Annotated in this window: 31 protein-coding genes and 1 pseudogene; 14 read left to right on the plus strand and 18 right to left on the minus strand. The window is 55.6% G+C overall.

Annotated elements, in window-relative coordinates; all coding sequences use genetic code 11:
• Positions 1-36: 36 nt before the first annotated feature.
• From ACZ1HA_RS16525 to ACZ1HA_RS16570, 10 genes are all read right to left on the minus strand, one after another.
• On the minus strand, positions 37-459 hold the full coding sequence (locus tag ACZ1HA_RS16525; protein ID WP_472714661.1) for a hypothetical protein: 423 nt from the start codon (positions 457-459) through the stop codon (positions 37-39).
• Complete coding sequence (locus ACZ1HA_RS16530) at positions 456-737, minus strand: hypothetical protein (RefSeq protein ID WP_472714662.1); 282 nt, start codon at positions 735-737, stop codon at positions 456-458. The genes ACZ1HA_RS16525 and ACZ1HA_RS16530 overlap by 4 nt, the downstream gene beginning before the upstream one ends.
• Positions 734-1,177, minus strand: coding sequence for a DUF5681 domain-containing protein (locus ACZ1HA_RS16535; protein ID WP_472714663.1), 444 nt, complete (start codon positions 1,175-1,177; stop codon positions 734-736). The genes ACZ1HA_RS16530 and ACZ1HA_RS16535 overlap by 4 nt, the downstream gene beginning before the upstream one ends.
• Positions 1,174-1,878: a hypothetical protein gene (locus ACZ1HA_RS16540; protein WP_472714664.1), complete on the minus strand. Its 705-nt coding sequence runs from the start codon at positions 1,876-1,878 to the stop codon at positions 1,174-1,176. Before ACZ1HA_RS16540 ends, ACZ1HA_RS16535 begins: the two co-directional genes overlap by 4 nt.
• Positions 1,878-2,090, minus strand: a complete 213-nt coding sequence (locus ACZ1HA_RS16545) for a transcriptional coactivator p15/PC4 family protein (RefSeq protein ID WP_472714665.1) — start codon at positions 2,088-2,090, stop codon at positions 1,878-1,880. The genes ACZ1HA_RS16540 and ACZ1HA_RS16545 overlap by 1 nt, the downstream gene beginning before the upstream one ends.
• Positions 2,087-2,209, minus strand: a complete 123-nt coding sequence (locus ACZ1HA_RS16550; RefSeq protein WP_472714666.1) for a hypothetical protein — start codon at positions 2,207-2,209, stop codon at positions 2,087-2,089. Before ACZ1HA_RS16550 ends, ACZ1HA_RS16545 begins: the two co-directional genes overlap by 4 nt.
• The gene (locus ACZ1HA_RS16555) at positions 2,209-2,394 is read right to left on the minus strand and encodes a hypothetical protein (protein WP_472714667.1); all 186 of its coding nucleotides are present in this window, start codon (positions 2,392-2,394) and stop codon (positions 2,209-2,211) included. The genes ACZ1HA_RS16550 and ACZ1HA_RS16555 overlap by 1 nt, the downstream gene beginning before the upstream one ends.
• A gap of 287 nt (positions 2,395-2,681) precedes the next feature.
• The gene (locus tag ACZ1HA_RS16560) at positions 2,682-2,882 is read right to left on the minus strand and encodes a helix-turn-helix transcriptional regulator (protein WP_472714668.1); all 201 of its coding nucleotides are present in this window, start codon (positions 2,880-2,882) and stop codon (positions 2,682-2,684) included.
• Between the two features lie 70 nt (positions 2,883-2,952).
• The gene (locus ACZ1HA_RS16565) at positions 2,953-3,696 is read right to left on the minus strand and encodes a hypothetical protein (RefSeq protein WP_472714669.1); all 744 of its coding nucleotides are present in this window, start codon (positions 3,694-3,696) and stop codon (positions 2,953-2,955) included.
• The gene (locus ACZ1HA_RS16570; protein ID WP_472714670.1) at positions 3,683-4,879 is read right to left on the minus strand and encodes a tyrosine-type recombinase/integrase; all 1,197 of its coding nucleotides are present in this window, start codon (positions 4,877-4,879) and stop codon (positions 3,683-3,685) included. Before ACZ1HA_RS16570 ends, ACZ1HA_RS16565 begins: the two co-directional genes overlap by 14 nt.
• Positions 4,880-5,573: 694 nt before the next feature.
• Between ACZ1HA_RS16570 and ACZ1HA_RS16575 the strand changes: the two genes are divergently transcribed.
• On the plus strand, positions 5,574-5,939 hold the full coding sequence (locus ACZ1HA_RS16575) for a hypothetical protein (RefSeq protein WP_472714671.1): 366 nt from the start codon (positions 5,574-5,576) through the stop codon (positions 5,937-5,939).
• A gap of 18 nt (positions 5,940-5,957) precedes the next feature.
• Entirely contained in the window at positions 5,958-6,350 is a 393-nt protein-coding gene (locus ACZ1HA_RS16580; protein ID WP_472714672.1) for a hypothetical protein, read from the plus strand.
• 19 nt (positions 6,351-6,369) lie between these two features.
• Here the strand turns inward: ACZ1HA_RS16580 and ACZ1HA_RS16585 are convergent, their stop codons facing one another.
• The 3 genes from ACZ1HA_RS16585 to pncA form a co-directional block, all read right to left on the minus strand.
• Positions 6,370-7,287, minus strand: coding sequence for an aminotransferase class IV (locus ACZ1HA_RS16585; protein WP_472714673.1), 918 nt, complete (start codon positions 7,285-7,287; stop codon positions 6,370-6,372).
• Positions 7,288-7,298: 11 nt separating this feature from the next.
• On the minus strand, positions 7,299-8,591 hold the full coding sequence (gene pncB, locus ACZ1HA_RS16590; RefSeq protein WP_472714674.1) for a nicotinate phosphoribosyltransferase: 1,293 nt from the start codon (positions 8,589-8,591) through the stop codon (positions 7,299-7,301).
• Positions 8,592-8,753: 162 nt separating this feature from the next.
• A complete protein-coding gene (gene pncA, locus ACZ1HA_RS16595; RefSeq protein WP_472714675.1) occupies positions 8,754-9,350 on the minus strand; it encodes a bifunctional nicotinamidase/pyrazinamidase in 597 nt (198 codons plus the stop codon).
• Between the two features lie 127 nt (positions 9,351-9,477).
• On the opposite strand from pncA, the gene trhO reads away from it, so the two are divergent.
• A complete protein-coding gene (gene trhO, locus ACZ1HA_RS16600) occupies positions 9,478-10,365 on the plus strand; it encodes an oxygen-dependent tRNA uridine(34) hydroxylase TrhO (protein WP_472714676.1) in 888 nt (295 codons plus the stop codon).
• A gap of 2 nt (positions 10,366-10,367) precedes the next feature.
• On the opposite strand, the gene ACZ1HA_RS16605 is transcribed toward trhO, so the two are convergent.
• Entirely contained in the window at positions 10,368-11,588 is a 1,221-nt protein-coding gene (locus ACZ1HA_RS16605) for an MFS transporter (RefSeq protein ID WP_472714677.1), read from the minus strand.
• A 134-nt stretch (positions 11,589-11,722) separates the two neighbouring features.
• Between ACZ1HA_RS16605 and ACZ1HA_RS16610 the strand changes: the two genes are divergently transcribed.
• From ACZ1HA_RS16610 to ACZ1HA_RS16635, 6 genes and pseudogenes are all read left to right on the plus strand, one after another.
• Positions 11,723-12,553 (plus strand): flagellar motor protein MotB, encoded by an 831-nt coding sequence (locus ACZ1HA_RS16610; RefSeq protein WP_375230924.1) that lies wholly within the window; start codon positions 11,723-11,725, stop codon positions 12,551-12,553.
• A gap of 100 nt (positions 12,554-12,653) precedes the next feature.
• Positions 12,654-13,982, plus strand: coding sequence for a flagellar hook protein FlgE (locus ACZ1HA_RS16615; protein ID WP_375229562.1), 1,329 nt, complete (start codon positions 12,654-12,656; stop codon positions 13,980-13,982).
• Between the two features lie 40 nt (positions 13,983-14,022).
• On the plus strand, positions 14,023-15,468 hold the full coding sequence (gene flgK / locus ACZ1HA_RS16620) for a flagellar hook-associated protein FlgK (protein WP_472714678.1): 1,446 nt from the start codon (positions 14,023-14,025) through the stop codon (positions 15,466-15,468).
• 3 nt (positions 15,469-15,471) lie between these two features.
• Entirely contained in the window at positions 15,472-16,476 is a 1,005-nt protein-coding gene (locus ACZ1HA_RS16625; protein WP_472714679.1) for a flagellin, read from the plus strand.
• Positions 16,473-17,576 carry a flagellar basal body P-ring protein FlgI gene (locus ACZ1HA_RS16630; protein ID WP_472714680.1) on the plus strand — a complete coding sequence of 368 codons (1,104 nt, stop codon included), beginning with the start codon at positions 16,473-16,475 and terminating at the stop codon, positions 17,574-17,576. The genes ACZ1HA_RS16625 and ACZ1HA_RS16630 overlap by 4 nt, the downstream gene beginning before the upstream one ends.
• 63 nt (positions 17,577-17,639) lie before the next feature.
• Positions 17,640-18,082: pseudogene (locus ACZ1HA_RS16635) on the plus strand (IS3 family transposase); the annotation flags it as partial.
• Positions 18,083-18,427: 345 nt separating this feature from the next.
• Here ACZ1HA_RS16635 and fliP read toward each other — a convergent pair.
• The 4 genes from fliP to fliF are packed head-to-tail and all read right to left on the minus strand — an operon-like array spanning position 18,428 to position 21,674.
• Positions 18,428-19,159, minus strand: coding sequence for a flagellar type III secretion system pore protein FliP (gene fliP / locus ACZ1HA_RS16640; RefSeq protein WP_472714681.1), 732 nt, complete (start codon positions 19,157-19,159; stop codon positions 18,428-18,430).
• A gap of 7 nt (positions 19,160-19,166) precedes the next feature.
• Positions 19,167-19,460, minus strand: a complete 294-nt coding sequence (locus ACZ1HA_RS16645; RefSeq protein ID WP_472714682.1) for a FliM/FliN family flagellar motor switch protein — start codon at positions 19,458-19,460, stop codon at positions 19,167-19,169.
• The gene (locus tag ACZ1HA_RS16650) at positions 19,453-20,052 is read right to left on the minus strand and encodes a FliH/SctL family protein (protein ID WP_472714683.1); all 600 of its coding nucleotides are present in this window, start codon (positions 20,050-20,052) and stop codon (positions 19,453-19,455) included. The genes ACZ1HA_RS16645 and ACZ1HA_RS16650 overlap by 8 nt, the downstream gene beginning before the upstream one ends.
• Complete coding sequence (gene fliF / locus ACZ1HA_RS16655) at positions 20,052-21,674, minus strand: flagellar basal-body MS-ring/collar protein FliF (protein WP_472714684.1); 1,623 nt, start codon at positions 21,672-21,674, stop codon at positions 20,052-20,054. Before fliF ends, ACZ1HA_RS16650 begins: the two co-directional genes overlap by 1 nt.
• Positions 21,675-21,796: 122 nt before the next feature.
• Between fliF and ACZ1HA_RS16660 the strand changes: the two genes are divergently transcribed.
• From ACZ1HA_RS16660 to ACZ1HA_RS16680, 5 genes are all read left to right on the plus strand, one after another.
• Positions 21,797-22,291, plus strand: coding sequence for a flagellar basal body-associated FliL family protein (locus ACZ1HA_RS16660; protein ID WP_375229554.1), 495 nt, complete (start codon positions 21,797-21,799; stop codon positions 22,289-22,291).
• 12 nt (positions 22,292-22,303) lie between these two features.
• Positions 22,304-22,690, plus strand: a complete 387-nt coding sequence (locus ACZ1HA_RS16665) for a hypothetical protein (RefSeq protein ID WP_375229553.1) — start codon at positions 22,304-22,306, stop codon at positions 22,688-22,690.
• Positions 22,687-23,280, plus strand: a complete 594-nt coding sequence (locus ACZ1HA_RS16670; protein WP_472714685.1) for a MotE family protein — start codon at positions 22,687-22,689, stop codon at positions 23,278-23,280. The genes ACZ1HA_RS16665 and ACZ1HA_RS16670 overlap by 4 nt, the downstream gene beginning before the upstream one ends.
• A 66-nt stretch (positions 23,281-23,346) precedes the next feature.
• A complete protein-coding gene (gene motA, locus ACZ1HA_RS16675; protein WP_375229552.1) occupies positions 23,347-24,216 on the plus strand; it encodes a flagellar motor stator protein MotA in 870 nt (289 codons plus the stop codon).
• Positions 24,213-26,471 (plus strand): hypothetical protein, encoded by a 2,259-nt coding sequence (locus ACZ1HA_RS16680; protein WP_472714686.1) that lies wholly within the window; start codon positions 24,213-24,215, stop codon positions 26,469-26,471. Before motA ends, ACZ1HA_RS16680 begins: the two co-directional genes overlap by 4 nt.
• Positions 26,472-26,530 lie beyond the last annotated feature (59 nt).

A 26,530-nucleotide genomic window follows, 5' to 3' on the forward strand; every position in this document is an offset into this window, starting at 1 on the left:
TTCAATCGGCCCAGAAAGGTGTCCGGGCTTCTTGCGTTAGTTGATGCGTTTAGCATGGTCTGCCTCATTCATTATTGCTGCTAAGAGCGGAGCGGTCGGAAAGCGTTCGACAAGCCCGACCAACTCCCAAAGTGTCAGTGTTTCGATCCAGTCTTCCGCGTCTTCAACGTGGGCCGGAATATCGTCTGGTTTTGGACGAATGACGTACCCAAGCTGACCCGCACGGTTTGAACCAACCGCGAGATTGTGAGTTCTGTTTGTTGCTGCATCGCTTGTGTGCGGGAACAGTTTGGCGACGGCCGGAGCAACCTTACACACAGTCGCTTCGCCAGTCCGGAAGGTCTCTTCAATGCTTGAGGCCAAGACGTTGCGGACCAATGGATCGCACCACTTCGGTAACAATGTGGAAGCCGCGTGCTCAAACCCGCCCATTTGGTCGTCGATGTATTTGCCGTTCATAGGATCCCCGCCGCCATCAAATGCAGTGCAATTGTGCAATTCAGTTCCTTTCGAGCCGCCAAACACGCGCGCTCATTGAACGCCCAGTAGTTTTCTTCTTCTTCTCGGTAGATTTCGAAGCAGCGGCCTTCACAATTGAACCGCGCACCCTTTACTTGATCTTTGTCGCGCGGACCCACGATATCCATTCCTGAAGCATCCAGTTCCGTTGGAATGGCTACTGTGAATCCGGATCCGGACTTTTCTACCAGTTTTGCCACTCGTGCTTTCACGCTCATTTTTTAGCCTCCAGTTTTGCCACTCGTTGCTCCAGTTCCGTCAGCTCCAGCGTACGGCGGTAAGTTTCGACCAGCCCCATGACAGAAGCCCCTTCGGCCGGTGTGAGGTCTCCTCCTGAGACGGCTGCGAGGACTGACGCGGCAGCTTTGGCTGCGTCCTCTGCGCTTTGCATCTCAGGAAGTTCGAAGCTGACCGGTGCGTCTTTCCTCGTCGGCGCGATACGCTCAATGCAAAGACGCAGTGCGGTAGCATCACCCTCCAGCGCCATGCCGACCGCCTTCTGGGTGAGGGCTTCGGCCTGACCTTCCAGAAGCTCTTCAACTGCCCTGGTAACCCTGAGACGCGTCCCTTTTGGCCGCCCTGCATTGCCTTTGGCGAACGTCCCGTCCGGGTTACGGCCTTCCGCTACCATTCCGCTGTTTCGGGTTTCTTCTGTCATACCGTTCTTCCTTCGAGTGGCCTCAACTCAATCACCTCTGCGTCTTCCGCAGTTTGCTCAGGGGAGATGGTAATTAGATACGCATCCGAGTTGGGTGCAGGGATTGGCCTGTTTTGGTGCATTTCCGCATCCGAATTGGGTGCAGGAAATCTACCTTTTTGCCCGTCACTGCGTCCTATTCGGGTGCAGGCCTGCGTCCTATTTGGGTGCGGGGTTATGTTTTTGATCCGACCCTTTCGCGGCCTGGGAAGGTAGGCGTGATAGCAAAGAACAGGGTAGTCCTGCCCTTCCTTCCACGAGACGGGCTCCTTGGTAGGCTGCTGGCGTGAGCGACGCTTACCCATCTCCATCATCGTCAGCCGGAACAGAGCAGTGGTGCCATGACCGGAATCTCCCAACTGCGGGAGTTTGGTGCAGACTATCCAGCCTTTGGCCTGCAGGTCTGCAAGCGCCGCCATCGACGTCCGCACACTGCAGCCCATGTCTTGGGCAAGCTTGCGGGGCGACCGGTAGACCGCCCCATTGTTGTTCTCAACCCTGTCCCGCTTCTGCGCCGTCTCTGCAAAGCAACGGATCTGCAGGTGGTAGTATGCGTCACGGGCAGGAAAGCTCAGAGCCTTCCACGCAGGCAGCTCGTGATGGTTGAGCACCCACTTGGTGAATTGCTCCGTTTGATCCTCGTTCTTCCGGTCACGTCCCATCAGGCCGCCTCCTCTTTGTCGAGGTATTCGGTCAGCGCAGATACCAGTTCCGGGAGGAGGGCCGCGCGGAACGCGACCCCCTGTTTGCCAGGCTTCATTTCCCCATCACCTGCGTCATAGAAAACGCGCAGGTTGATGACGTCATGGCCTTTGAAGTCGTGCCGCTGGATCCGGATGACCTCGCGGGCATTCTTGCGAATGTCGATACTCACTTGCGCGCCTCCCCAAAGTGCAGAGCCGCGACGATGCGGGCCTGTGCTTCTGTGAGACCGTACTGCCAGCGAATGCGGCGCTCCTGTCTCGCGCGGGTGGGCTGTGCTGCTGTCCGCATTACGCCTCCTCCGCATAGAGACGACGAACTTGGTCCTGCAGGGTGTAAACACCGAATTTAGCCCTGCCTGTCTCCCTGTCGTTCGAGTACAGGTCCATCTGGATGTTCAGACCGTAGTCATTGCGCAGGATCAGTACGATGTCTGACAGCCTGCAGGGGCTGGCAGCATACAGAGGCTGCTCCATCAGCCCTTCCAAAACCACTCTCTTGTTCTTGGTCAGTTTGATGAAACGCCGCTCGCATCCTGCGGCAGTGACCTCAAATATAGCTTTGCCCCGGTCTGCGGGGAGGTCACGCCAACTGAAAACGCGCAGGGTGTTTTCTTGAGGGCGATCCGCCGGGGTGGCGATTTCTGTGTGTTGTGTCATTGGCTACATGCCTTTCTTTGTTGAAAGGACAGGCCACAAGCGGTACTGTTATCGTGCAAAAGAAAGAGCCCTCACTGTGGATGCTGTCCCGGTGGGGGTTTTCTTTAGGCCGCGCTGCGTTCTTGCTTCGAAGACTCGATGAACTTCACAATCTCATCACGTGACCAGCGGGTCATTCCACCAATCTTCAGAGGCTGCGGGATGGTGCCGTCAGAGGAACGACGCCACACCGTCGTCGGACTGCATCCTAGATAGGCAGCGGCTTCATGGACAGAGATGAGGCGGTCTTGAGTTGATGTTGGCATCTGCTTTTCCTTGGCAAAGATTGCAACTGCCTGCTTCTAACCCGCTCCGACTCAGTGTCCGATACGGACACTATTCCGTGCTAAGTATCGAAAAATGTGGATGCTCCGGCCTCAGATTTTTCCTCATCAGCTTGAAGGCAGACTTCAGCAGTGACGGACTGACCTCTGTCTGCAAGAGTAAGGTGCAAAATTCCTGAAAGGTTTTGCTTTGAGGACCAACGCTAAGGCCCCATCTACTGAACTCAAATGCTGTTTTCTTGGAATAGCCTGGCGAACCCCCACGCGCTGGCGCAGCGTCGGCTGCTCTCAGAACTTCGGCAATGAAAGACGCCAAGCCAACAGTTTTCGGCAAATCCGCTGATTTTCCCAATGAAAAAGACGGCTTGTTGTCTAAACAATCGAGAATTGACTTTCCAGCAGACGCCATTTCCTCCAGACACTCGCGCAAACTGCGTTCGTCGCTGTAGGCAAGCGTCATTATCGTAAAGGCGTCCGGTCTTTTGGCTTTTTCCTCCGTGCGGTCCATTGGGTGAACCCAATCTGACAGTTCCTGATTTAAGGTGACTGCGTGTTCCGCCAACACGCGAAGTTCTGTTGTTAAGTCTGCGAAAACTGCCGCTTCCGCACCCTGCTCTTGCATTGAAAAAGCAGCGTCGTATTCAATGCCGCATTCTAGGATTTCTTCCCGTTGCTCGAGAGAAAACTCGACAGACAGCGCATGCTCCATGGCTTCCCAATCGACTAGAGCTTCCGGTCCGATAAATCTGGAGTCAAACCTAGCAAAGCCTGGAATTCTGTCTTTACCTCGCGCCATCAACCAGCCTCACCATTTCACCATGTGATCCTATCGAATGTGTCGCCCAGCGTTCCATCAGGGCGCGCCTCTGCTCCAGAAAATCCGTTCTTCGGTAAGTCCGTTCCACCGCGCCACCTGTGACGTGACCCAGCGCTGTCTCCGCAACGTCGTGGTTGGTGTTTGTCGTCTCAGCTACCCAATCCCGAAAGCTGGAACGAAACCCGTGCGGGCGCTCGGGCATCTGCCGCCGCTCCATGTAGCGGGACATAGTTGCATCGCTGACTACGCCTTTGCGGACGCTGGGGAACAGGTAACCATTGCGCTCATGGCGCAGGGCCAACTCCACGACCCTCTGAGCTTCTCCGGACAGTGGAACACGGAAATCGTTGGTAGCATCCCGCCTGCCCTTCATGGCCTCTCCAGGTATTGTCCAGACATCACCGTCCAGTTGATCAACATGACAGAACCGCAATGGCGCGCTGCGGACAGCGGTTAGTATCAGCAGGCGCAGAGCGAGTTCGGTCACAGTCTCTCCCAGCGATTGATAGAAGTCGGGAACGTCTTTCCAATGGAGGGCAGGGATGTTCTTTGCCTTGTGACGTTGTTTTCCCAGCAAGGCTTTCGCCTTGTCGGTGGCCTGCAGATCCACGTCCAACCCCAATGCCGCAGCATGGCGCATCACAATGGAAAGGCGGTTCATGGCTTTGCGTGCTGTATCAGCCTTTGAATGCCAGATAGGGCTGAGCGTGTCCCGAATGTCTCGCTGATCAATCTGGGAGACAGGCATCTTGCCCAGCTTCGGAAGGACATGAAGTTCTAAAGGCGTGAACCATCTCCCGGCCTTACCATCGCCCTTCAGTTCAGCTTTCCGGCTCTCAAAAGCATCCAAGGCTACATCTCTGAGTATGTGCAGGTTCTGTTCAGCTTCGCGGCGCTGGCGTTCCCGTTCTTTAATCGCGTCTTTGCCTTCCCGAACGACGGCCTGCCACCTTTCAGCTTCAAGGCGGGCTTCCTTCAGAGATACGTCAGGGAAAGGCCCCAGACCCATCTCATGGCGGCGGCTGAAGATTGTATAACGGAGGAACCATTGTGCCCCGCCGTCCTTGCGACGATGGAACCACAAACCGCCGCCGTCAGAAAACTTGCCCTCAGGCTTAGCCTTCAGTTCAGCAGCAGTGAGTTTGTGTTTCGGTCTCGCCAACTTCTATCCACCCCAGTATCCACCTCTATATATGGTATAGATTGAGACAGGATGAAACCGTGTGAAACGGTAACACAATGAAAAATATAAGATTGCAGGATTTTCTGATATTGCCTGAAACAACATGATACGAGGCTTCAATGCCTCTCCTGGGCACCACTCTTCCCGAAAGATGCAGTCAAGTAAAGGCGACGCCGGCACGTCCGGTCTGTGCGTGGTCGTTTGTACCTGCAGATCCACGTCGCGTTTCGAAAGCCTTGAGCACGAACACTCTGGTCAGGGATCAACTGCCTCGTCGTCCGGACATGATTTGGCCACATTCCCGCCGGAACGCATGAGCCCGGGCATGGCAGATCAACCTGACAAACCTGTCAACCGCCGCCATGATTCGCGCAGAATTCCCGGCATGAGAGAAGTTACTGCGCTGACGGCCCATGATACATCATACTGTCTTGAAATACCTGTATTAATCCCGGTTTCTCATCGATCTTCCCCAAATGCGGGTATGCCGTTCATACCCGCCCCGGACACCAATCCCCGGCGTAGTTCCCGGACTGTTTCCGCACAGGCGACATCCCGGTGCCAGATTTGAAATGCGCCGGAAATGTGGCATAACTGTGCTCAGCCGGCGTCACATTTGACGGCGAGGTCCGGCGGCAAAACCTGGGTGGGGCACACTACGGGAGTTTGCTGAATGAACCTCAGGAACAGCACGGGTTTGCTGGCGATTGTCACCGGGACAGGCGTGCTCTCTGCCTGCACGATGCAGCAGGACACCACAGTGGCCCGTGGTCTTTTCGCGGGTCCGGACACTTCCGTGCACCATCTGTTTGACTGCACCGGCCCGGCTGGTCCGGCGACATGGCATGTGGGGACGACGCTGGTGTGTGACGTAACCGTCATGTCGCTTCTCAGAGAGCCCCGCAATGTCGTCTACACAACCCGTGCGCCGGTTGTTTCGGAGGCAGAAGGTGCGCAGGCGGACGCAGACGAGGATCAGGTATTGCCTGAAAGATCATCCTCAGGCGCCAAAACGATTCCCGCGAAAGTAAACGAGTAACAAGGTCAGGATTTAACGATGAACGCAGAACTTGCCCGCAACCGCCGCCTTGAGGCGCTCAGCAAACGCAAAGCGGACCGCATACTGGTCCAGCCACGCCGCCATGCGTGCGAGATGGACCCACCCGAGGAGGGCACCGTCGCTGCCTGGCTGATCGGCGCCCTGATCCATGGTGTCACCAGCAGGGAAATCGAAGACAAAACCGGCTGGTCGCGGTCGACTGCGACCGTAAACCTCTATCAGGTCGCCAAACGCGCCGGTGTCGGCATTCGCCGCCAGAGCGAAAAGCTCCACATTATCCTTCCCGAAGGAGCAGAGCGTAATTCTTCCAGCGCGCGGGTGGTCAACCCGGACCGCAAACCCGACAATGTGCGGCTGCTGCGCGAAACAGAACGTGTAATCGCCATCTGACGACGGCACGGGCATGGCCTCAGGCCGTGTCCGCCGCAACAAGATCGCGATAGAGTGCCCGGATCCTCCGGGTCACCGGGCGCTCACCATCACCAATCTGCCGGCCGTCTATCGTGGCAACCGGCGTCTGCGCGCCGAAAGTGCCGGTCAGAAACGCCTCGTCCGCCCCGTAGGCCTCGTAGAGTGAATAGTTTTTCTCAAAGACAGGGATGCCATTGTCACGGCACAGGTCGATCACCTTTTGCCGGGTGACCCCTTTCATGCAGTAGTCCCCGGTCGAGGTCCAGACCTCGCCCCTGCGGACGATAAAGAAGTTGCAGGCGTTGGTTGTGTTCACGAACCCATGCGGGTCGAGCATCAGACCCTCATCCGCGCCGGCTTCCTCGGCCTGCAGACATGCAATCACACAATTCAGCTTCGAGTGACTGTTCAGTTTCGGGTCCTGTGACATCGGGAGCCCCCGCACCTGGGGTACGGTAGCCAGCCGGATCCCCTGCGACTGAAGACTGGCTGCAGGCTTTGAATGCTCCATGATAATGACCAGCGTCGGGCCGGAACGGCTGAGCGAGGGATGCTGGAAGGGTTTGACCTTGGTACCGCGCGTCAGCATCAGACGGCAATGCACATCCGTGTGCATACCGTTGGCCTCTGCCGTGCGCGTCAGGGCATCCAGAATGCCCGCCCGATCCATGCCCACGTCCAGCGCGACCGTTTTGCACGAGGCAAAAAACCGGTCCATATGCTCTTCAAAAAAGGCCCATTTGCCGTTGTAGAGACGCATGCCCTCCCACATACCGTCACCCAGAAGAAAGCCACTGTCATAGACCGATACCTTTGCCTGATCGCGGTGTACAATCTCACCATTTACATAGATCCTGATGTCCCGGTTGCGGATGTCTTCGTCGGAATCATGGGTGGTGTGAGACTCTGTAGACACGGTATTTCCTTTCAGACAATCACGTCCTGCAACTGCTGCGTCCCGACGTTGAAGACACGCTTGTAGCGCTCGATCTGGTCGGCCGGCCCCATCGCTTTGTTAGGGTTGTCCGAGAGTTTGACTGTCGGCCGCCCGTTTGCACTGACCGCCTTGCAAACCAGCGAGAACGGGGCAAGACGGTCGTCCGGCACGAGCCCGCGGAAATCGTTGGTCAGCAGCGTACCCCAGCCAAAAGAGACATTGGTGCGCCCGGCAAACTGCCGGTGCAGTTCGCGGATTTTGGTCACATCCAGGCCGTCACTGAAGATGATCCGTTTTTCGCCGGGGTCCTCGCCGCGTGTCTGCCACCAGGCGATGGCCTGCTCTGCCGCAGTGGCGGGGTCGCCGCTGTCGACGCGGATACCCGTCCAGCCTGCCAGCCAGTCCGGCGCGCGCTCCAGAAATCCCGCGGTGCCGAAAGTGTCGGGCAGGATGATCCGCAGATTGCCTTCATGTTCTTCGTGCCAGTCCGACAGAACGTCATAAGGGGCCTGTGCAAGTTCTGCGTCGTCTTCCGCCAGAGCCGCATAGACCATCGGCAGTTCGTGCGCGTTTGTCCCGATCGCCTCCAGTTCGCGCCGCATGGCGATTGCACAGTTTGACGTGCCGGTGAATGCATCGCCCAGCCCCTCCTGCATGGCCTGCACACACCAGTCCTGCCAGAGGTAACTGTGCCGGCGGCGCGTGCCGAAATCGGCAATCGACAGGTCCGGAATATCGCGCATCGCTTCGATCTTTTCCCAGACCCGGGTCATCGCGCGGGCGTAAAGCACCTGCAGTTCAAACTTGCCCATACGGTCGAGGACAGCACGCCCCCGCAGTTCCATCAGAACCGCAAGGGCAGGTATTTCCCAAAGCATCACTTCGGGCCAGCTGCCCTCAAAAGTCAGCTCATACTGATCCCCCTTGCGCTCCAGGTGGTACGGCGGCAGGCGCAGCTGCTCAAACCATTCCATGAAATCGGGACGAAACATCTGGCGCTTGCCGTAAAACGTATTGCCGCGCAGCCAGGTGCTTTCACCGCGAGACAAAGACAGTGACCGGATATGGTCCAGCTGTTCGCGCAATTCGCCCTCGTCGATCAGGTCGGCCAGCGGGACATCTTTCGATCTGTTGATCAGGCTGAAGGTCACGCGCGTGTCTGGCTTGTTGCGGAACACTGACTGGCACATCAGCAGTTTGTAGAAATCAGTGTCGATCAGGGACCTGACAATCGGATCGATCTTCCACTTGTGGTTCCAGACGCGTGTCGCGATATCGACCATCAGCCGCACTCCCTTTCTGAAGGCAGTTTGTGCATGGTCCGGACAGGCACGACAAGCCCGGGTACATCAGTTCATGCTGAATCAGAGGCGCCAGTGCTCTTTCTTTCAGGATTTTCTGCCCGGCTGACCCGATTTTGGCGCGCGTCGCGGGTCTGTTGCCCTTCAGGCCAGTTCGACACCTGCATCGCGCATGCCACTGCGCGCAGCTGCGAGAGAACCATCAAGGTCAATCGCGCGGCACAGATTTTCGCGGACGGTCACACGGAACCCCTGTTTTGCGGCATCAACAGCCGAAAAATTCACACAGAAATCAAGCGCCAGCCCCACCATCAACAGATCGGTGATCCCGCGCGTGCGCAGATACCCTTCCAGCCCGGTGGGTGTGGTGTGGTCATTCTCAAAGAGCGCCGAATAACTGTCGATTGCCGGGTTATAGCCCTTGCGGATGATCATATCCGCGCGGTCAGCGTGCAGGTCAGGATGGAACGCCGCGCCGGTGCTGCCCTGTATGCAGTGATCCGGCCACAGGACCTGTGGGCCATAAGGCATCTCAGTCACGTCATAAGGCGTGCATCCGGCATGTGACGAGGCAAAAGAGGAGTGCCCGGCCGGATGCCAGTCCTGGGTCAGGATCACGGCGTCTGCGTCAGCCATCAGCGCGTTGATACCATCAACGATCAGATCTCCTTCCGGCACGGCCAGCGCGCCGCCGGGACAGAAATCGTTCTGAACGTCGATCACAATCAGGGCGGTGCTCATAAACGGGTCTCCTGCTGGTTGTCTTTTGGGTAGGCCCCTAGCCGGACCGGGTCAATGCCGTCCCACCGGTAGCGTGCGGTTTTCTGCCCGCTTGCCCCGCCCCGGACATCGGCGTATCCACCCGCGCATGTATACGATCGCCGCCCTCTACCACTTTACACGATTCGATGATCCGGCTGCGCTGAAGCCTGCTTTGCTGGACCTGTGTGTCCGGGAAGACGTGCGGGGCACCTTGCTGCTGGCGGGCGAAGGCATCAACGGTACCATTGCCGGGCCACGTGCGGGCATCGACCGGGTCATTGCTCATCTGAAATCGCAGCCGGGATGCGCAGAACTGGAATGGAAAGAGGCAACCAGCGATCATCCGCCATTCGGCCGGATGAAAGTCCGCCTGAAGCGCGAGATCGTGACAATGGGCCAGCCGGACGTAGATCCGCGCGCGCGCGTCGGACACTATGTGGAACCTCAGGACTGGAACGCTCTGATCAGCGCACCGGATGTCGCCGTGATCGACACCCGCAATGACTATGAGGTCGCCATCGGCACGTTTGACGGTGCAATCGACCCCAAAACAGAGAGCTTCGGTGAGTTTCCCGCCTGGTGGGAAGCCAACAAAGACAGGTTCCACAACAAGCGGATCGCGATGTTCTGCACCGGTGGCATACGCTGTGAAAAATCCACCAACTTCCTGCTTGGTCAGGGCGTCGAGGAGGTTTTCCACCTGAAGGGTGGCATTCTGAAATATCTGGAAGACGTGCCGGAGGAAGAGAGCAGCTGGCAGGGTGACTGCTTTGTGTTCGACAATCGGGTGAGCGTCGGGCACGGCCTGAAAGAAGGGCCGCATATGCTGTGCCACGGGTGTCGCCGGCCGATTCTGCCCGAAGATACGCAGCACCCCGCCTTTGAGGCCGGTGTGAGTTGTCATCACTGCGTGGACGAGACCTCGGACGAGGACAAGAACCGCTTTCGGGAGCGCCAGAAACAGATGGCTCTGGCCCGCGCACGGAAAACCTGACGTCAGGCGGCGACTGCAGCCGGACGGCGCGGTTTGCTGCGCAGCCAGAGCCACAGCATGATCGTGATGTTCAGCGCATTCCAGGCAATACCGTTCAGGAAGGCCAGCCGGTACGACCCGGTAACGTCATAGATCCAGCCGGACATCCAGCCGCCAAGCGCCATGCCCATGATTGTGGCCATCATGACAAACCCGACGCGGGCGCCGGCTTCGCGGGCGGGCATGTATTCCCTTACGATCAGCGCGTAGCTCGGGACGATCCCGCCCTGACTGAGCCCGAAGATGAGGCTCACAAGGTAGAGCGACACAAGTCCGCCCGACGGCAGATAGAAGAAAAGTGCGAGGCACTGTAGGGCCGATCCGATCAGCAGGGTCGGTACACCGCCCAACCGGTCCGCCACAAGACCGGAGACGATGCGGGACGCCACGCCCCCCATGAGCATGAGTGCCAGCATTTCGGCCCCTACCGCCGGTCCATAGCCGAGGTCCACGCAATAGGACACGATATGCACCTGAGGCATCGACATCGCGACACAGCACCCGATACCGGCAAGGCCGAGCAGATACTGCAATGCCCGTGGGGACAGCCCTGAGCTGCGGGCATTCTGATGTGACAGCGCCTGCGCCTGTGCCTGCACGTCCTCTGGAACACGCGGCCTCAGCAGAAGCGCAAGCGGGATAACCCCGACGAGGGTCACGGCCGCCATGAACAGATAAACGTCGCGCCAGCCGCCTGTCTCCAGCATGCCGGCCAGCACCATCGGCCAGAACGCCCCGGACAGGTAATTCCCGCTCGCCACCAGGGCCACGGCAATCCCCCTGCGGCGGACGAACCAGTGAGAGATGTCTGCGATCAAAGGGCCAAATCCAACGGACGACCCGAGGCCCACCACGAGTTGGGCCGCCGACAGCACAAAAATTGACGTGCTGAACGTGGCCAGCGCAAATCCGCAGGCGATGGCGACAGCTGCCGCGATCAGTGACACGGTGACACCAAACCGGTCAACAGCCTGCCCGATAAGGAAGTTGCCCAAGGCAAACCCGACCATGGTCAGCGTATAGGGCAGCGCGGCCTCGGCCCGTCCGACACCGAATTCCGTCTCGACCGCTGGCATGATCACAATGATTGCCCACATGCCGACATTGGCGATCAGTGCTGCACCGAGGGTGATACAGAGGCGGATCCACGAATATCTGCTGTCTGTGATGGTTGTGGCTGACATGTATGTCTCTCCCGGCACCATCTGCACCCGGATCGGTGTCTTGCGCAAGCGGCGAAAACCGCGTCCGCGTTAAGGTCGCTGAAACTTCTTCTGAGTTACACCTCACCCTGGGTGAATAAATGAGTGGTGGAGATATGGGCGCGCAGAGCAATCTGGCACCAATCATCATCAAAAGGAAGAAAGTGATCGCGGGTGGCCACCATGGTGGTGCCTGGAAAGTGGCTTACGCCGACTTTGTTACCGCGATGATGGCGTTCTTTATGATGATGTGGTTGCTGAACGCAACAACCGAGCAACAACGGTCTGGTCTGGCGGATTACTTCTCGCCGACCGTTCCGATCAACCGCGTATCCGGCGGTGGCGACGGGTCTTTTGGTGGCGACAGCATGTTCTCTGAGGAAACGCTGCCGCAAAGCGGGCTGGGCGCATCGCAGGAACATGCGACGCAGAAACAGCAGTCCCGCGGCGATACAGGCATGGCGCCTGACGGCGGGCAGGAGCAGTCCGATCAGGACTTTGAGGCTCTGATCGCGGATCTGCTGGGGCGCGGCGGCGAGTCCGAAGTCATGGACAATCTGCTCAAACACATTGTGACGCGTATTACCGACGAAGGTCTCGTGATCGAGCTCTTTTCCCGGGAAAATGCGCCTCTGTTCTCCAGCGGCACGGCAGAGCCCACGCAGCTTCTTGATGATCTTGTGTCTCTGGTGGCGGGAGTCAGTCAGGCGGTGAAGAACCCGATCGCCGTGGGTGGTCACGTCCGGGCATTCCCGCTGGTTGTCGCACAGAACCCTGTCTGGGATACGTCGGCAAGCCGCGCAGATCTGACACGGAATATCCTTGAACGGGAAGGTGTTGCGGCAGAACGCATTCAGCGCGTAACGGGCCACGCCGACCGGGAACTGGTTGTGAACAATCCGATGGCAGCCCGTAACGAGCGCGTCGAGATCGTGTTGCTGCGATGATCTGAGACAGAAATACAACGCATTTTATCTGTTAGCGCGGTGTTAAGTGGCGGTGTCTATCTGATGTGGGACTTGGATCTCACATCAGAAAGGCGTGCTCATGTCCATTTCATCATCGCTCAACGCAGGTGTTGCAGGGTTGCAGACAAATGCTCAGCGATTGGCTTCTATTTCAGACAATATCGCGAACTCCTCAACCTTCGGCTACAAGCGGGTTGAAACCGATTTTGAGTCCATGGTGCTTTCAGGGGGTGGCGGTTCCTACGCTGCCGGCGGTGTCCGGGCGAACACACAGCGTCTGATTGACGAACGCGGAACGCTCGTCTCGACGTCCAATGCAACGGATCTCGCGGTACGCGGTGGTGGTATGCTGCCCGTAGCACAGGCAGCACAGGTACAGACCGCCGGCGCAGATGCGCCGATGTTTCTGACCACGACAGGATCATTCCGGACCGATTCCGAGGGCTATCTTACATCCCAGTCCGGTCTGGTTCTCATGGGCTGGCCGGCCGCCAACGACGGGACTATCCCGCCGTATCCGCGCGATACTGCAGATGGTCTTGAGCCGGTCCGGATCAACACCGGTCAGCTGGCCGGAAACCCGACAACCAATATGTCCCTGGGCATCAACCTGCCTGCTACTTCAACCGAAGCTGATTCAGCCGGCGTAACCGAGCAGATTTCAGTCGAATATTTTGACAACCTCGGCACGTCTCAAAGTGTGAACATCACTTTCGAACCGGACGTTCCTGCCCTCCCGACGGACCCCGCGACGAACCGCTGGACCATGCGTATGTATGACTCCACAGATCCGGGGACAATTATCGGCGAATATGAACTGACATTCACAGACGCACGCGTTGGCGGCGGCAGTCTCGCAACAGTGACGCCATCGCCCACTGTTCCGGCTGGCGGCAGTGCAGCCTATGACGGTACAACCGGTCTGCTCACAATCAACGTTGCCGCCGGGCCGATCGAAATTGATATCGGTGCGATCGGAGATAACGAAGGGCTGTCTCAGCTTTCCTACAACTTCGCACCGATTTCGGTAACCAAGGATGGCTCGGCGATCGGTAACTTTGTCGGTGTCGATGTCGACGCAAACGGCTTTGTGCGCGCTTCGTTTGATACAGGCGAAATCCGGACAATTTATCAGGTTCCACTGATCAATGTGCCGAACCCGAACGGTCTGCAGGCGTTCGACAGCCAGACCTATCTGCCTTCTCGTCAAAGTGGGTCTTTCTTCCTGTGGGACGCGGGTGACGGACCGACCGGTGATATCGTTTCCTTCGCCCGAGAGGAATCAACCACTGACGTAGCAGGTGAACTTACCGACATGATCAAGACGCAGCGCGCATATTCCTCAAGCGCCAAAGTGATCCAGACTGTCGATGAGATGCTGCAGGAAACAACGAACATCAAACGCTGACGCCGGCGTTTGATTAACCCGGCTTCCAGGAGAAACCGCTATGTCAATTTCATCGGCACTGTCCAACGCAATGTCAGGCCTGACCGCTTCCGGGCGGTCATCCGAAGTCATTTCCGCCAACATCGCAAACGCGATGACACCCGGCTATGGCGTCCGCGGCCTTTCACTGTCATCATCAGAACTTGGTGGGGTCAGCGTCGATGGAATTGTGCGCAACGTGAACCCTGGTTTGCTGGCAGACCTGCGGCTGTCGAGCGCTTCTTTTGAAAACTCAACAGTCCGTACAGATTTTCTCTCCCGGTACGAAAATGTGCTGGGAACGCCGGACGAAGAAAACTCGCTGTCAGCCCGGATCGCGGAATTCGAAAGCTCGCTGATTACAGCGGCCAGCCGCCCTGATGCACCCGAACGTCTGACCGGAGTTGTCAATGCAGCCCGCGATCTTGCGTCGCTGATATCAGGGGCATCAGAGAGCCTGCAACAGTCCCGCAGTGATGCTGACAGTACAATAAATACCCAAGTCGCACGGCTGAACACGTCGCTTGCGAATGTCAAAGAACTCAACGACCGGATCACCCGGACAATTATCGTGGGCGGTGATACGTCGGCTTTGCAGGACACACGCCAGGCACTGGTCGATGAGATCAGTGCCATGGTGCCTGTCCGGCAGGTGCCCCGCGATAATGGCCAAATTGCTCTATATTCCACCGGCGGCGCGATCCTGCTTGACGGGAGTGCCGCCGAAGTTGAATTCACGCCCGTCAATCAGGTAACTGCATATATGAGCGTTGGTGCCGGCACCTTATCCGGCCTTACGATAAACGGCATCTCGATTGACATCAGCAGCGAGCGGGGAACGCTTGGGGGTGGATCACTTGGAGCACAGTTTGAAATCCGGGATGAGCTCGCGGTTGACGCTCAGGAAAAACTGGATGCTGTCGCAAGAGATCTGATCGAGAGATTTCAGGACCCGGCTGTAGACCCAACACTGATAGCCGGAGATCCCGGTTTGTTTACGGATGAGGGGGTCGCGTTTGATCCGCTGAACGAGCTCGGGATTTCCAGCAGACTGGAGATAAATGCTGCCGTAGACGAGCGTCAGGGCGGTGAGGCATGGCGCATTCGCGACGGTATGAATGCAGCCGTGCCCGGAGAAGTTGGAGATTCACGCCTGCTTCAATCGATGAGCGACGTGCTCACAGAAGCGCGAAGCCCTGCATCGGGTAACTTCGGGGCGGGTGCATTTTCGGTCATTAACCTCGTTTCTGCGCTGACCTCGCAACTGGGCTCGGACCGTTTTCAGTCGGAACAGAAGCTGAGCTTTGCCACGACGCAATTTGACGAACTCACGATGCTCACCCTGACCGAAGGCGTGGACACCGACAAAGAGCTCCAGCGCCTGCTGGTTGTTGAGCAAAGCTACGCTGCAAATGTTCGGATGATCGAAGCAGCTGATGAAATGATGCAAACAATTCTGAGGATTTAAGCAATGAGCTCCGTCTCAATCGGCGATCTGTCGAATTCCTTTATGATGCAGCGCCGCAGTGTATCGCTGCGCAATGACCTGTTCCGGCTGACAGATGAATTGTCCAGCGGGCGGGTAGCGGACGTGAAACAGGTGTTGGCCGGTAACCACAGTTACCTTACCGGTCTCGAACGTTCCATTGAAGTACTTGAAGGGTACTCAGTGGCCACGACCGAGGCAGCATATACAACGGCTGCTATGCAGGTTGCCCTCGAAAAGGCACAGGAACTCGGTGGTGATCTCGGGATCGACCTCCTGCTTGTTGGAGGGGGTCCAATCGGGGTCGTTTCAGGAAATCCGTCCGAAAATGCTGCTGTTCAGCTGGATGGGATGATCAAGTCGATCAATACTCAGGTCGCCGGGCGTACTCTTTTTGGCGGCATTGCCACCGATCGTTTGCCTCTGCCTGATGCACAGGAGCTGATCGATGCCGTTCGGCCGATCGTAGCAGGCCTTGCAACACCGGCTGACATGCTGGCAGCAGCGGAAACATGGTTCGCGGATCCAGCGGGGTTTGACACACTTATATATGCGGGATCAGATACCGCCGTCGCTCCCTTCATTTTGTCAGAGACAGAAAGACTGACTCTCGATGTGAAAGCAAATGATGATGCCATCAAAAGTCTTCTGATGCACACAACACTCGCGGCACTGGGCAATGATCCGGCTCTGGCGCTGGACGTTCCGGCTCAATCAGATCTTTTTCTGATGACCGGCGAGGGGCTCCAGTCAAACCAGGATGAAATAACCGCTCTGCGTTCCCGGATTGGCTTTACCGAAGAACGCATCGAGATGATCTCAGCACGAAACGAAGCAGAAGAAACAAGTCTGGAATTCGCGCGCAATAACCTGCTTGCGGTCGACCCGTTCGAAACAGCGACCGAACTTGAGAATGTCCAGTTCTATCTGCAGAGCCTCTATTCGGTCACCGCGCGCAACGCTCAACTTTCACTGGTGAATTTCCTATGAAAATTCTTATATCCGCCGTCTTCTGTATCCTTTTCATGGTGGGTTCCGTCACCGCTAATCCAGTCAGGATCAAAGATCTTGTAGAATTCGACGGAGTGCGGGGGAATGACCTGGTTGGGTACGGACTGGTTGTCGGCCTGAACGGGACCGGAGATGGTCTCAGAAATTCTCCTTTCACCGAAGAGATCATGGCCAATATTCTGGAGAGACTGGGAGTTAACGTCACAGGCGAACAGTTCCGGCCAAAAAATGTTGCCGCAGTTTTCGTTACAGCTTCATTGCCCCCCTTTGCACGCGGAGGCTCTCAGGTTGATGTGACCGTATCAGCTATCGGCGATGCGAGCAGCCTTCTTGGCGGCACACTTGTTATGACCCCATTGAACGCCGCAGATGGTCAAATCTATGCGGTAGCGCAGGGCACAATCATCGCTGGAGGCGCAGTTGCAGAGGGCGAAGGCGCGACCGTGACGCAAGGTGTTCCGACAGCGGGCGTCATTCCATCCGGCGCACGCGTCGAAAGGGAAATCGAGTTTGAGTTGTCCAGTCTTTCAAACGTCAGGCTGGCTCTGAGGGATGCAGATTTCACGACTGCGGCAAGAATTGAAACTGCCATAAACAATGATTTCGGGCGCCCGGTCGCTTTCATGCTGGACTCTGGCACCGTACAACTCGATGTCACGCAAACTCAGATGGTGTCTGTAGCCCACGCACTTGGCCGTATCGAAAACATCTCAGTACTGCCTGAAAGGAAAGCGCGCGTTGTTGTTGATCAGCGGTCAGGAACAATCGTAATGGGTGAAGACGTTCGCATCAGCCGTGTGGCTGTGTCTCAGGGCAATCTGACTTTGAGAATCCAGGAAGCTCCGATAGCTGTTCAGCCCAATCCATTTGCAGAAGGAGAGACGGTTGTAGTCCCCCGGACAAGAGCGGACATTGAAGAAGAGCCCGGAATTGGGCTTGCTGAAGTCCCTACGGGCACGTCACTTTCTGAGGTTATCACCGGGTTGAACGCCCTGGGTGTGTCGCCCAGAGATATGATAGATATACTGAAAAGCATAAAAGCGGCTGGTGCTTTGCATGCTGAGTTCATTGTCAGGTAGAATTTTTTGATCGCCCACCACTGAAGTGGTCCGCACATAGAATTAGGAACCGGGAGATAAGTGATGGGAATCAAGCGACAAAAGCCGGAGGAGATTGTCACGAAGTTACGGCAGGTTGAGGTGCAATATGGCCGAGGAGTGCCGCGGATTGATGCGATCAGGCGGGTGCAAATAAACGAATAGACGTTCAATCGCTGCGTAAGCACAATGCCGGACTCGGAACCGACCAGCTGAAAGGATTGTAACGGCTTCAGACAGAGAATGATCTGTTTCGTCGCGCAGAATCGGATCTGACGCTGGATAAGCTGGTCCTGTCGGGGGCCGGTAGGGGGAAACTACCGAGCTCGGTACACCTTCGCCCTTGTTTTAACCATGTGCCGATCAGGTTCCAAATCTGTGAGCGTCGTGATTATTGCGTCTTGAGGCAGCTTCGGTCCACGCAAAGGCGGATACCAGTCGGACGTTATGGCGAAGACCGTCATGTTGTCGACTTGATCGAACTAACACACCATTGCTCTAAGTCTTTCGGCGGTTGTAGATCGTCTTGTGAAGGCCGCATTCCTTCGGCGCATCAAGCCAACGTAGGCTTGTGCAGCAAATCAAGGAATTTCTGTTCAGCAGGCAACTGTCTTTCATGTGACGCTTTCGAAATCCAAGGTATGAGACACGCCATCTGCGCGTACGTCAACCTAAAGAGATCAGAAATTTCCATCGCTCGTCGTTGTGTCGAGAAACATGCCCTCGAGCGAATGCAAATGGGTTCTAACCAAGTGAATTTGCCAGCAGCAAAATCGGAATTCAGAAAATACTCATTTACGAAGGTTCAAAATACCAAAAAAGATTCTTTTAAGTCAAAAATAGCTGCGAACGAGGCTTCCCGCGATCAGGCTCCAACCATCTGCCAAAACGAAAAATGCTAACTTAAAAGGTAAAGATACAATTACCGGTGGTACCATCATCATACCCATGGACATCAACACTGCGGCAACAACCAAATCGATAATCAGAAACGGCAGGAAAATCAGAAATCCAATCTGGAATGCCCGGGAAATCTCAGACAATAAAAAACTGGGTATCAACACCGACAGCGAGGCTTCAGCAGTTGGCGTTTCCGCCAGGGTATCCGGCCTGAGTTCGGCCATCGCATAAAAAGTATCCGGGTCGAGCCGTGCTGCCATAAAGACCCGAAATGGTTCGAGTGTTCGAGTAAACGCGGTTTCCACATCAATCTCATTATTTGAGAGTGGAGACAGCCCACTGGACCAGGCCTCAACAAAAACCGGCTCCATGATGAAGTAAGTCAGAAACAGAGCTAAACTCACGATCAACATGTTTGGCGGCGACTGTTGCAGACCAATTGCTTGTCGCAGTATCGAAAGGACGGTTATCAGGAAGGGAAAGCAGGTAACCATTATGGCCAGCCCCGGAGCGAGGCTGAGGACCGTGATCAAAGCGAAAAGCTGGATGGTGCGCGCGCTGACTGAACCGTCGTCACCAAGTGACAAAGATATGTCCTGAGCTGCCAACGGGGCTGATGTCAGCAAAAGAAATCCAAACAGAAAGACTGGTATTAGTGCTTTCATTCCTTGATCAGGATCCGGAGCGGCGGTCTATTACTTCGGTCAGCCGGACGACCAGTTGTCCGGCTCCTTCACCTTCCTGCTCTTCGAGCATTCCCCGCGCAATCATCCGGTCGCCAACATAAAGTTCAACCGGGTCTTCCACAGATTTATCGAGCGTGAGAACAGCATTTTCACCCAGATTTACGAGTTCCCGAATGAGCGGTCGCGCTTTACCGACGCAGACTGTAACTTCGATGGGGACAGACGTGAACGGACTGCTGTTGTTCATCGTATCGTGCTGTGGTTCGGCAGCGTCAGTCATTGGCCTGCTCCTTTTGAGCTTCGTGGAAAAATGCGTTCAGGGCTTCTGAAATCGCGGAGACCACGCCGCTGATATCAACTTCCTGCTCTTCTGATCCGATCCGCACAAACGCCTGCCCTTCCGCAACTGATGTGTCACCCACCACCTCAAAAGGAGGTTCAATCTTTCCGTCTGCAAAATCTTTGATCGCTTCCACGTTATGCGGCGCGACAACAATCTCCACCGGTTGAGAGATACTTTCTTTGAGGAGTGCCTCAATTTGCTCCAGAATGTGACCGCCGAGAGACTGCGCCACCATTGCGGGGAGCAGCCGGTCGATAATTTCGGACATGACCGGTTTCAGAGACAGTGTGAGCTTCGCCAGGGCTTCATGGTAAGTGAAAGACATTTCCTGGAGGCTGCGGGCAAAGTCACTGCTGATTTTGTCTCTGTTATCTGACTGCGCCTTTGTTGAATCATCCCAGCCTGCCTGGTAGCCCGTCTCAAATGCCGCCAGTTTGTCCTGCTCTATCTGATCATCACTCTCCGGCGCTCCGGACGGTTCCGTTCGGTTCGAGCTGCCAAAATTCCTGTACCTGTGTGAAACTGACATCAGACGCTCTCCTCTTTGTCCTCAAGCCAGGTCCGAAGTATCTCGACAGTTTCTTCCTGACGCTCACCAATCATATTTCTCAGTCTCTCAACCGGATCATCGGACATGCTGCCGGCCATGTTGATCTCCGGCAAACCACCGTTCTCATCACCAAAGTCTGAAATTACCGGCAAATCGGGCAGTTCAAATTCCTCAGACGTCACTTCGCCATTGAGCCCTCCGGCCTCAGCTGCGTCGGTGGCGGGTGGCAAGGCTGCAGGTTCTTCCGGCGTCTGGTTCGCTGGCGCTGCTGAAAGAAGCGGGCGAACAACAAAAAGTCCGAGGATAAGTGTAACAACCGCAAGAATTGCCATTTGGATAGCGGACATGAGATCGATATTAAGCCCGTCAACGAGGGATGTGCCCGCTGCCGTTCCCTGGGGTGAAACGCTTTGCAGGGCCATAGACTTTATGGTGATTACGTCTCCCCGCGCTTCGTCAAAACCGACAGCCGATGCTACAAGGTCCCTCAGGGCATCCATCTCTTCCGGATCCCGCGACTCAAAAGTCTGGCCACCGGCTGGGTCAGGCGAGGCCACGTCGTTCACCAGTACGGCAACGGTCAGACGCTTTATGGCGCCCGGGGCCCGGACAATTTCCCGCTCGGTTTCCGAGACTTCATAGTTAACCCGTTCTCGCGTTTCGCTGTTTTGCGAAGAGGAGTTTTCTCCGGTGCCACCTTCCTCATCTGGCAGATTCGACGCCACGGTTACGTCGCCGCCCCCGGCTTCATTTGAAGTGTTGTTACGCTCTTCAGTATCGGTACTGATCGCGACCCGGCCTTCGGGGTCAAAAATCCGTTCACGGATCGCTTCACTTTCCGTAACCGTGTCGACGCTGACTTCGACAACTGCATTTCCAAAACCAACCCGTGCTTCGAGAAGTCGCTGCACGCGATCACGAAGCACTTGCGCGCGATCTTCTCCGCCCACTGCTGGAGCCGCTTCATCCGCTGTTCCAATCAAGGTTCCGTTGGAATCAATGACCGCGACATCTTCTGCGGCCAGTCCCGCAACAGCAGAAGAAACCAGAAATCTGATTGCCTTTGCCTGCTGCGTTGTAATTGCGGCGCCCGCCGGATTCACCGCCACCGACGCTTTCGGCGTTACACCTCTCTGAAACGGGTTTGACCCCGTACTGGCTATGTGAACCCGCGCCATTGCAATGTGCGGGCTGGAAACGATCGTCCTGGCGAGTTCGCCTTCTTTGGCGCGCCAGTAGGCAGCGTCAAACATCTGCGATGTGGTCCCAAAACCGGAAAGGGTATCAAGAAGCTCGTAACCCCGGCTTGAATTTGCGGGCAAACCTTCGCTCGCAAGCGTCATTCTCAACTGGTCGCGCTCTTTTGCGTCAACGAAAATCGACCCGCCGCGCACCTCAAAAACTGCCCCACGCTGCTCCAGCGCCCGCACAACATCACCCGCAGCGCCGTTCTCGAGTCCGGCATAAAGCAAGGTCATGGTTGGCGCGGACGCCATACGTGACATTGCCAGAACAGCAAAAAACATTGCAACGGTGGCAAGACCCACAATGATCTGCCGCTTAATCGATAGTCCTGTCCAGACAGACAATACTTGCTGCACGTTAACCTCCGTCAGACCGGACGTTCTGCCCGGCGATGGCAACAACTTTGAACGATCTGGCTTAACAATCGGTTAGTGCAATCGCGTCTATAACGAATTTCTACATCAAAGATGGAGTCGACATGGCCGACGCAACAGCCGATGAAGTACCAGTTGAGGAAAAATCGTCCAAAATGCCGCTTATTATAGGGCTCGTGCTTGCTCTTGTTGGCGGCGGTGGCGGTTTTTTCGCAGCCCAGTCGGGTCTCATACCGGGTTTCGAATCAGGTACTGAAGAGAAGGTTGCAGAACCGGAAAAAGAAGAGAAATCCGAGCCAACGGTCGCATTTTTACCGATGGACCAACTCATGATTTCTTTGCCCGCACACAGCTCCAACAAGTACCTGAGGTTCCGCGGAGAACTTGAGGTGAGCAAAAAGTACGCCGACGAGGTCAGCCTCCTGATGCCCAGAGTTGTGGATGTCCTGAACACTTACCTTCGTGCAGTCGAATTGCAGGACATTGAAGAGGCGGCTGCGTTGACGAAGCTGCGCTCGCAGATGTTGCGGCGCGTACAGATTGTCGTTGGCCCCGGGAAGGTAACAGACCTTCTCGTTATGGAATTTGTGCTTCAGTAAAAGGAAACAGAAATGGAATTGATTGCGGATATTTTTCTGGGAGCCGGCGCGCTGGGTGCGGCCATATACTGTTATATTCTGGGCCGGCGCCTTAACCGGTTTAACGATCTCGAAAAAGGTGTGGGCGGCGCGGTGGCTGTGCTTTCTGCACAGGTCGATGATCTGACGAAAACTCTTGAGACGGCACAGGCAACGGCGTCAAACTCAGCCGACACGCTGACCGATCTTACTGCGCGCGCCGAAGCAATGGCAAAGCGACTTGAGCTGCAGATGGCGTCAATGCATGACATTCCGGATGTCCCTGCAGAACGGGAACCACAGGTTGTCGCGACGCCGGCTGCTCAGGCGGGCGGCGAACCGATGTTCGTCAGACATCGAGCTGCGGCGACACAGCAATGAAAAAACTGTTCTCCAGAAAAACCGGCAAAGGTTCGGTTCTGCTGATCTGTTTTCTGTTTATCGGATCGGCCGCAATTCGCATCGGAATTGGCGCAGGCCAGGCCGTCGCCGTCGAAGCACCCGTGATGGCCGCAGAAGAAGTCGTGGAAGATGAACCCGTAACTTCAACAATTGCCGATGCAGAGACGCTGGCCGTGATGCTCGACGCCTTCCAGAAAAGGGAGGCGAAAATTGAGGAAATGGAACGCAAGATGGCGATTCGCCAAAAGGCGCTTACGGTGGCCGATGAAGAAATTGAGCGGCGTCTGGCGGACCTGGAACAGGCTGAGCAATCCTTGCGCTCTCTCATGGCCGTCGCCGACACAGCCGCAGAAGACGATATCGCCCGGTTGACAGCTGTTTATGAAAATATGAAGCCAAAAGATGCGGCCGCATTGTTCGAAGAGATGGAACCAGCTTTCGCTGCAGGTTTTCTTGGCAGAATGCGGGCCGATGCTGCCGCAGGCATCATGACCAGCCTTTCCCCAGAGAAAGCCTATACGATTAGCGTAATTCTTGCTGGTCGCAATGCGAATCTGCCTCGGGGCTGACCCGGGGATATCATTTTTTAACTCCATTCTGCGATGATTGCCAGGTAACTGGTTCTGAGGGTAGTTATGATTGGAATTATCGGGATAATCACGATTTTTGCTATGGTTTTTGGCGGCTATCTGCTGGCCGGAGGCAAGATGGGAATCGTGCTGAAAGCACTGCCCTTTGAGATGATGATGATTGGTGGAGCGGCGCTTGGCGCATTCCTGATCAGCAATGACATGTCAGCGGTCAAACATACCGCAAAGGACATGGGACGCGTCTTTAAAGGTCCGAAATGGAAGCATTCGGATTATCGGGATCTGCTCTGCCTCCTATTCGAACTGATCCGGCTTGCCCGCCAGAATCCGGTTGCCATCGAAGAACATATCGAAGCCCCGGATGATTCATCGATTTTTTCCAAGTATCCGAAAATCCTTGCCGACAAAGAAGCAATAGCTCTGATCTGCGACACGTTGCGGTCCGCGTCGATGAACTATGATGACCCGCATCAGGTGGAGGAAGTTCTGGAAAAACGGATCGAAGCGAACCTACATCATGCCCTTCACTCCAGTCACGCTTTGCAAAATCTCGCAGACGGCCTGCCGGCGCTCGGTATCGTCGCCGCGGTTCTTGGGATTATTAAAACGATGGGTTCCATCGACCAACCTCCCGAAGTACTGGGCAAGCTTATCGGCGGGGCTCTGGTCGGCACATTTTTGGGCGTTTTCCTTGCCTATTGTCTTGTGGGCCCATTCGCCGCGAAGGTCAAAACTGTGACTGAGGAAGACGGCCACTTTTACCAGCTGATCAGGGAAGTTCTGGTAGCAAACCTTCACGCACATGCGACGAATATCTGCATTGAGGTTGGCCGCCAAAACACGCCTTCACATTGCCGCCCGAGCTTCTCTGAACTCGAAGAGGCCCTCAAATCTGTCAAGCAGAACGCAGCATGAACCGGCCGGCAGGTTACGTTCTGTTCGCCGGACTGGTCGCATCAACCGCGCTTAAGGCGGAGCCTGTGCCCGTGATTGCAGGTGAACACGAAGATTTTACGCGCCTGGTTCTGGAAATGCCCCCTGACATGTCCTGGGAACTTCAGGGAGAACTGGGGGAGTATCGTGTTTCTCTTCTGGCGCATGACGACGGGTTTGATACGTCGCGTACCTTTTCGATCATTCCGCGCGATCGCCTGGCCTCTGTATCTTCCGATCAGTCGAGCATTTCCCTGAAGTTCAACTGCGACTGTCCGGTAGAAGCTTTTGAAGAACAGGGTGGGTACCTCGTTATTGACGTTCTTGACGGTCCTCCACTACAAGAGCGCCCGAACGAACCTCTGCTTGCAACTGACCCTGCTGTTGAAACTCGACGGAGGCCGGAGTTCGAGACCACTTTTGGCTATGGTGACTTGCTATGGTCCCCTGTCCGCAACGAACAAGGCGAAGACCATGCTGAGGCAGATAGTCAAAATACGGAAATCGACACACCGGCTGGAGCTGAAAGCATAAAAGCACAAACTGAAGCTGCCCTTTCTCTTCAGGTAGGTGAAGCAATAGCATCCGGCATTCTGGAAGGGTCAGGCACAGCTTTACGGCTGGGAACAGCATCGGGAATCAGCCGCGAAGATGAACTCATCTATGATTCATCCTTACCCGAAACAGTCGACAATACGGCAGGCAATGTTCGGGTGAGTTCGAGTGCTGACATTCCAATAAACAGTTCCGAAAATTCGGCTGGACTGTTCGAATCCAGTTGCATTCAACGGGAAAAAGTCGACGTGGTCAGTTGGGGTTCCCATGAACCACCAACCTTGCAGATCAGCAAAGCCCGCGAAACCCTTTTTGACGATACTGGGTCACTGGATGACGCTGCCGCAATCAAATTGGCCAAGCTTTACATCTTTTTGGGTTTTGGAGCAGAAGCCAGACAAACTCTTCTTTTGTCAGAAGTCGCTGTTGAATACCCCGAGCTTTTCGATCTTGCAGGGATTGTCGATGAGGATTTGCTGAGCAACCCGAGAATTGTCCATCAGTTCCGCGAATGCGAAGCAACGCTCGCTTTATGGGGGGTTCTGGCTTCCGGCAAGCTTGAGGACGATACTTCAGACAAAACCGAAGCAATCGCCGAAACGTTTTTTAGCCTGCCCGGTCATCTGCGCGCTCTCTTGGGACCGAGGCTCAGCAACATTCTGATTGAAGCGGATCAGATACAGGTCGCTTCAGTCGTCCTGAGGAACATCGAACAGCTACAGGGAAATACAGATGCCACATCCTTTGCAAAAGCAAAGGCACTGAAAAACCAGGGTTTTGAAAAAGAGGCAAAGAGCACCCTCGCTAAAGTCGTGACAGGCAACAGCCTGGACTCTCCTGCAGCGGTTGTTGCTCTCGCGGAAACATATCTTACGGAAGGAGATCCGGTTCCATCTGACCTCGCAGTTACTCTGGAAGCTTACGTATTTGAAAACAGGAACACCGCACAAGAAAGTCGCATGCAAGCAATCCTGGCGCGTGCAAAGGCTCGCTCAGACGACTTCCATACAGCGTTTGAGCTGGTCGATTCCCTTGGGGCAGACTACGAAATGCTTCTAACCACAAGAAGCGAGATTTTCACGGATTTGACGAAAGCCGCGAGTGATGTGAAATTTATGCAATACTTCAGCTCTGATTATGAGCGCATTGCGGGTTTCGTCACGCCAAACACAGCACGCCAGGTCGCGAGCAGGCTTTTGGAGCTGGGCTTTCCGAACATGGCCGAAGACGCACTGAGTGTGATTGAAGGTGAATTTAACATCAGCCAACACAGAGCTTTGTCGGCCAGAATTGAGCTGGACCGCGATAACCCGCAAGCAGCGATATCACTTCTTCCAGACCCCCAGAACGATGAGGAGATTGAAATTCTGGCCAACGCATTGGCGCAAATGGGGAGGCTCGCTGAGGCTCGCCAGTCCTTTTTACAGATCGAGAATAAAGAAGCTGCTCTCGAGGCTGCTTGGCTATCGGGAGACTGGCAGGAACTGGTGAGCGTAGAGGAGCCGGTCTACGGGAATGCTATTTTGGCAAGTTCTTTGCCAGATCGGCGCGTTACCCCCTCTGACAGTATTCTGGAAGAAACCACCGCGGTGCTGGACTCTAATCAATCATTTCGAAACGCTATCAGGGAACTGCTGGACGGGACTGAAGTTACGCCTCCAAACCAGTCAACGCTGGAATAATTGAACAGGTTTTTGGTTACCGAAAATAAACCATAGTCATTTACGCTTAACTTGTTTCA

It is taken from the genome of Roseobacter sp. S87 (genome assembly GCF_055693285.1).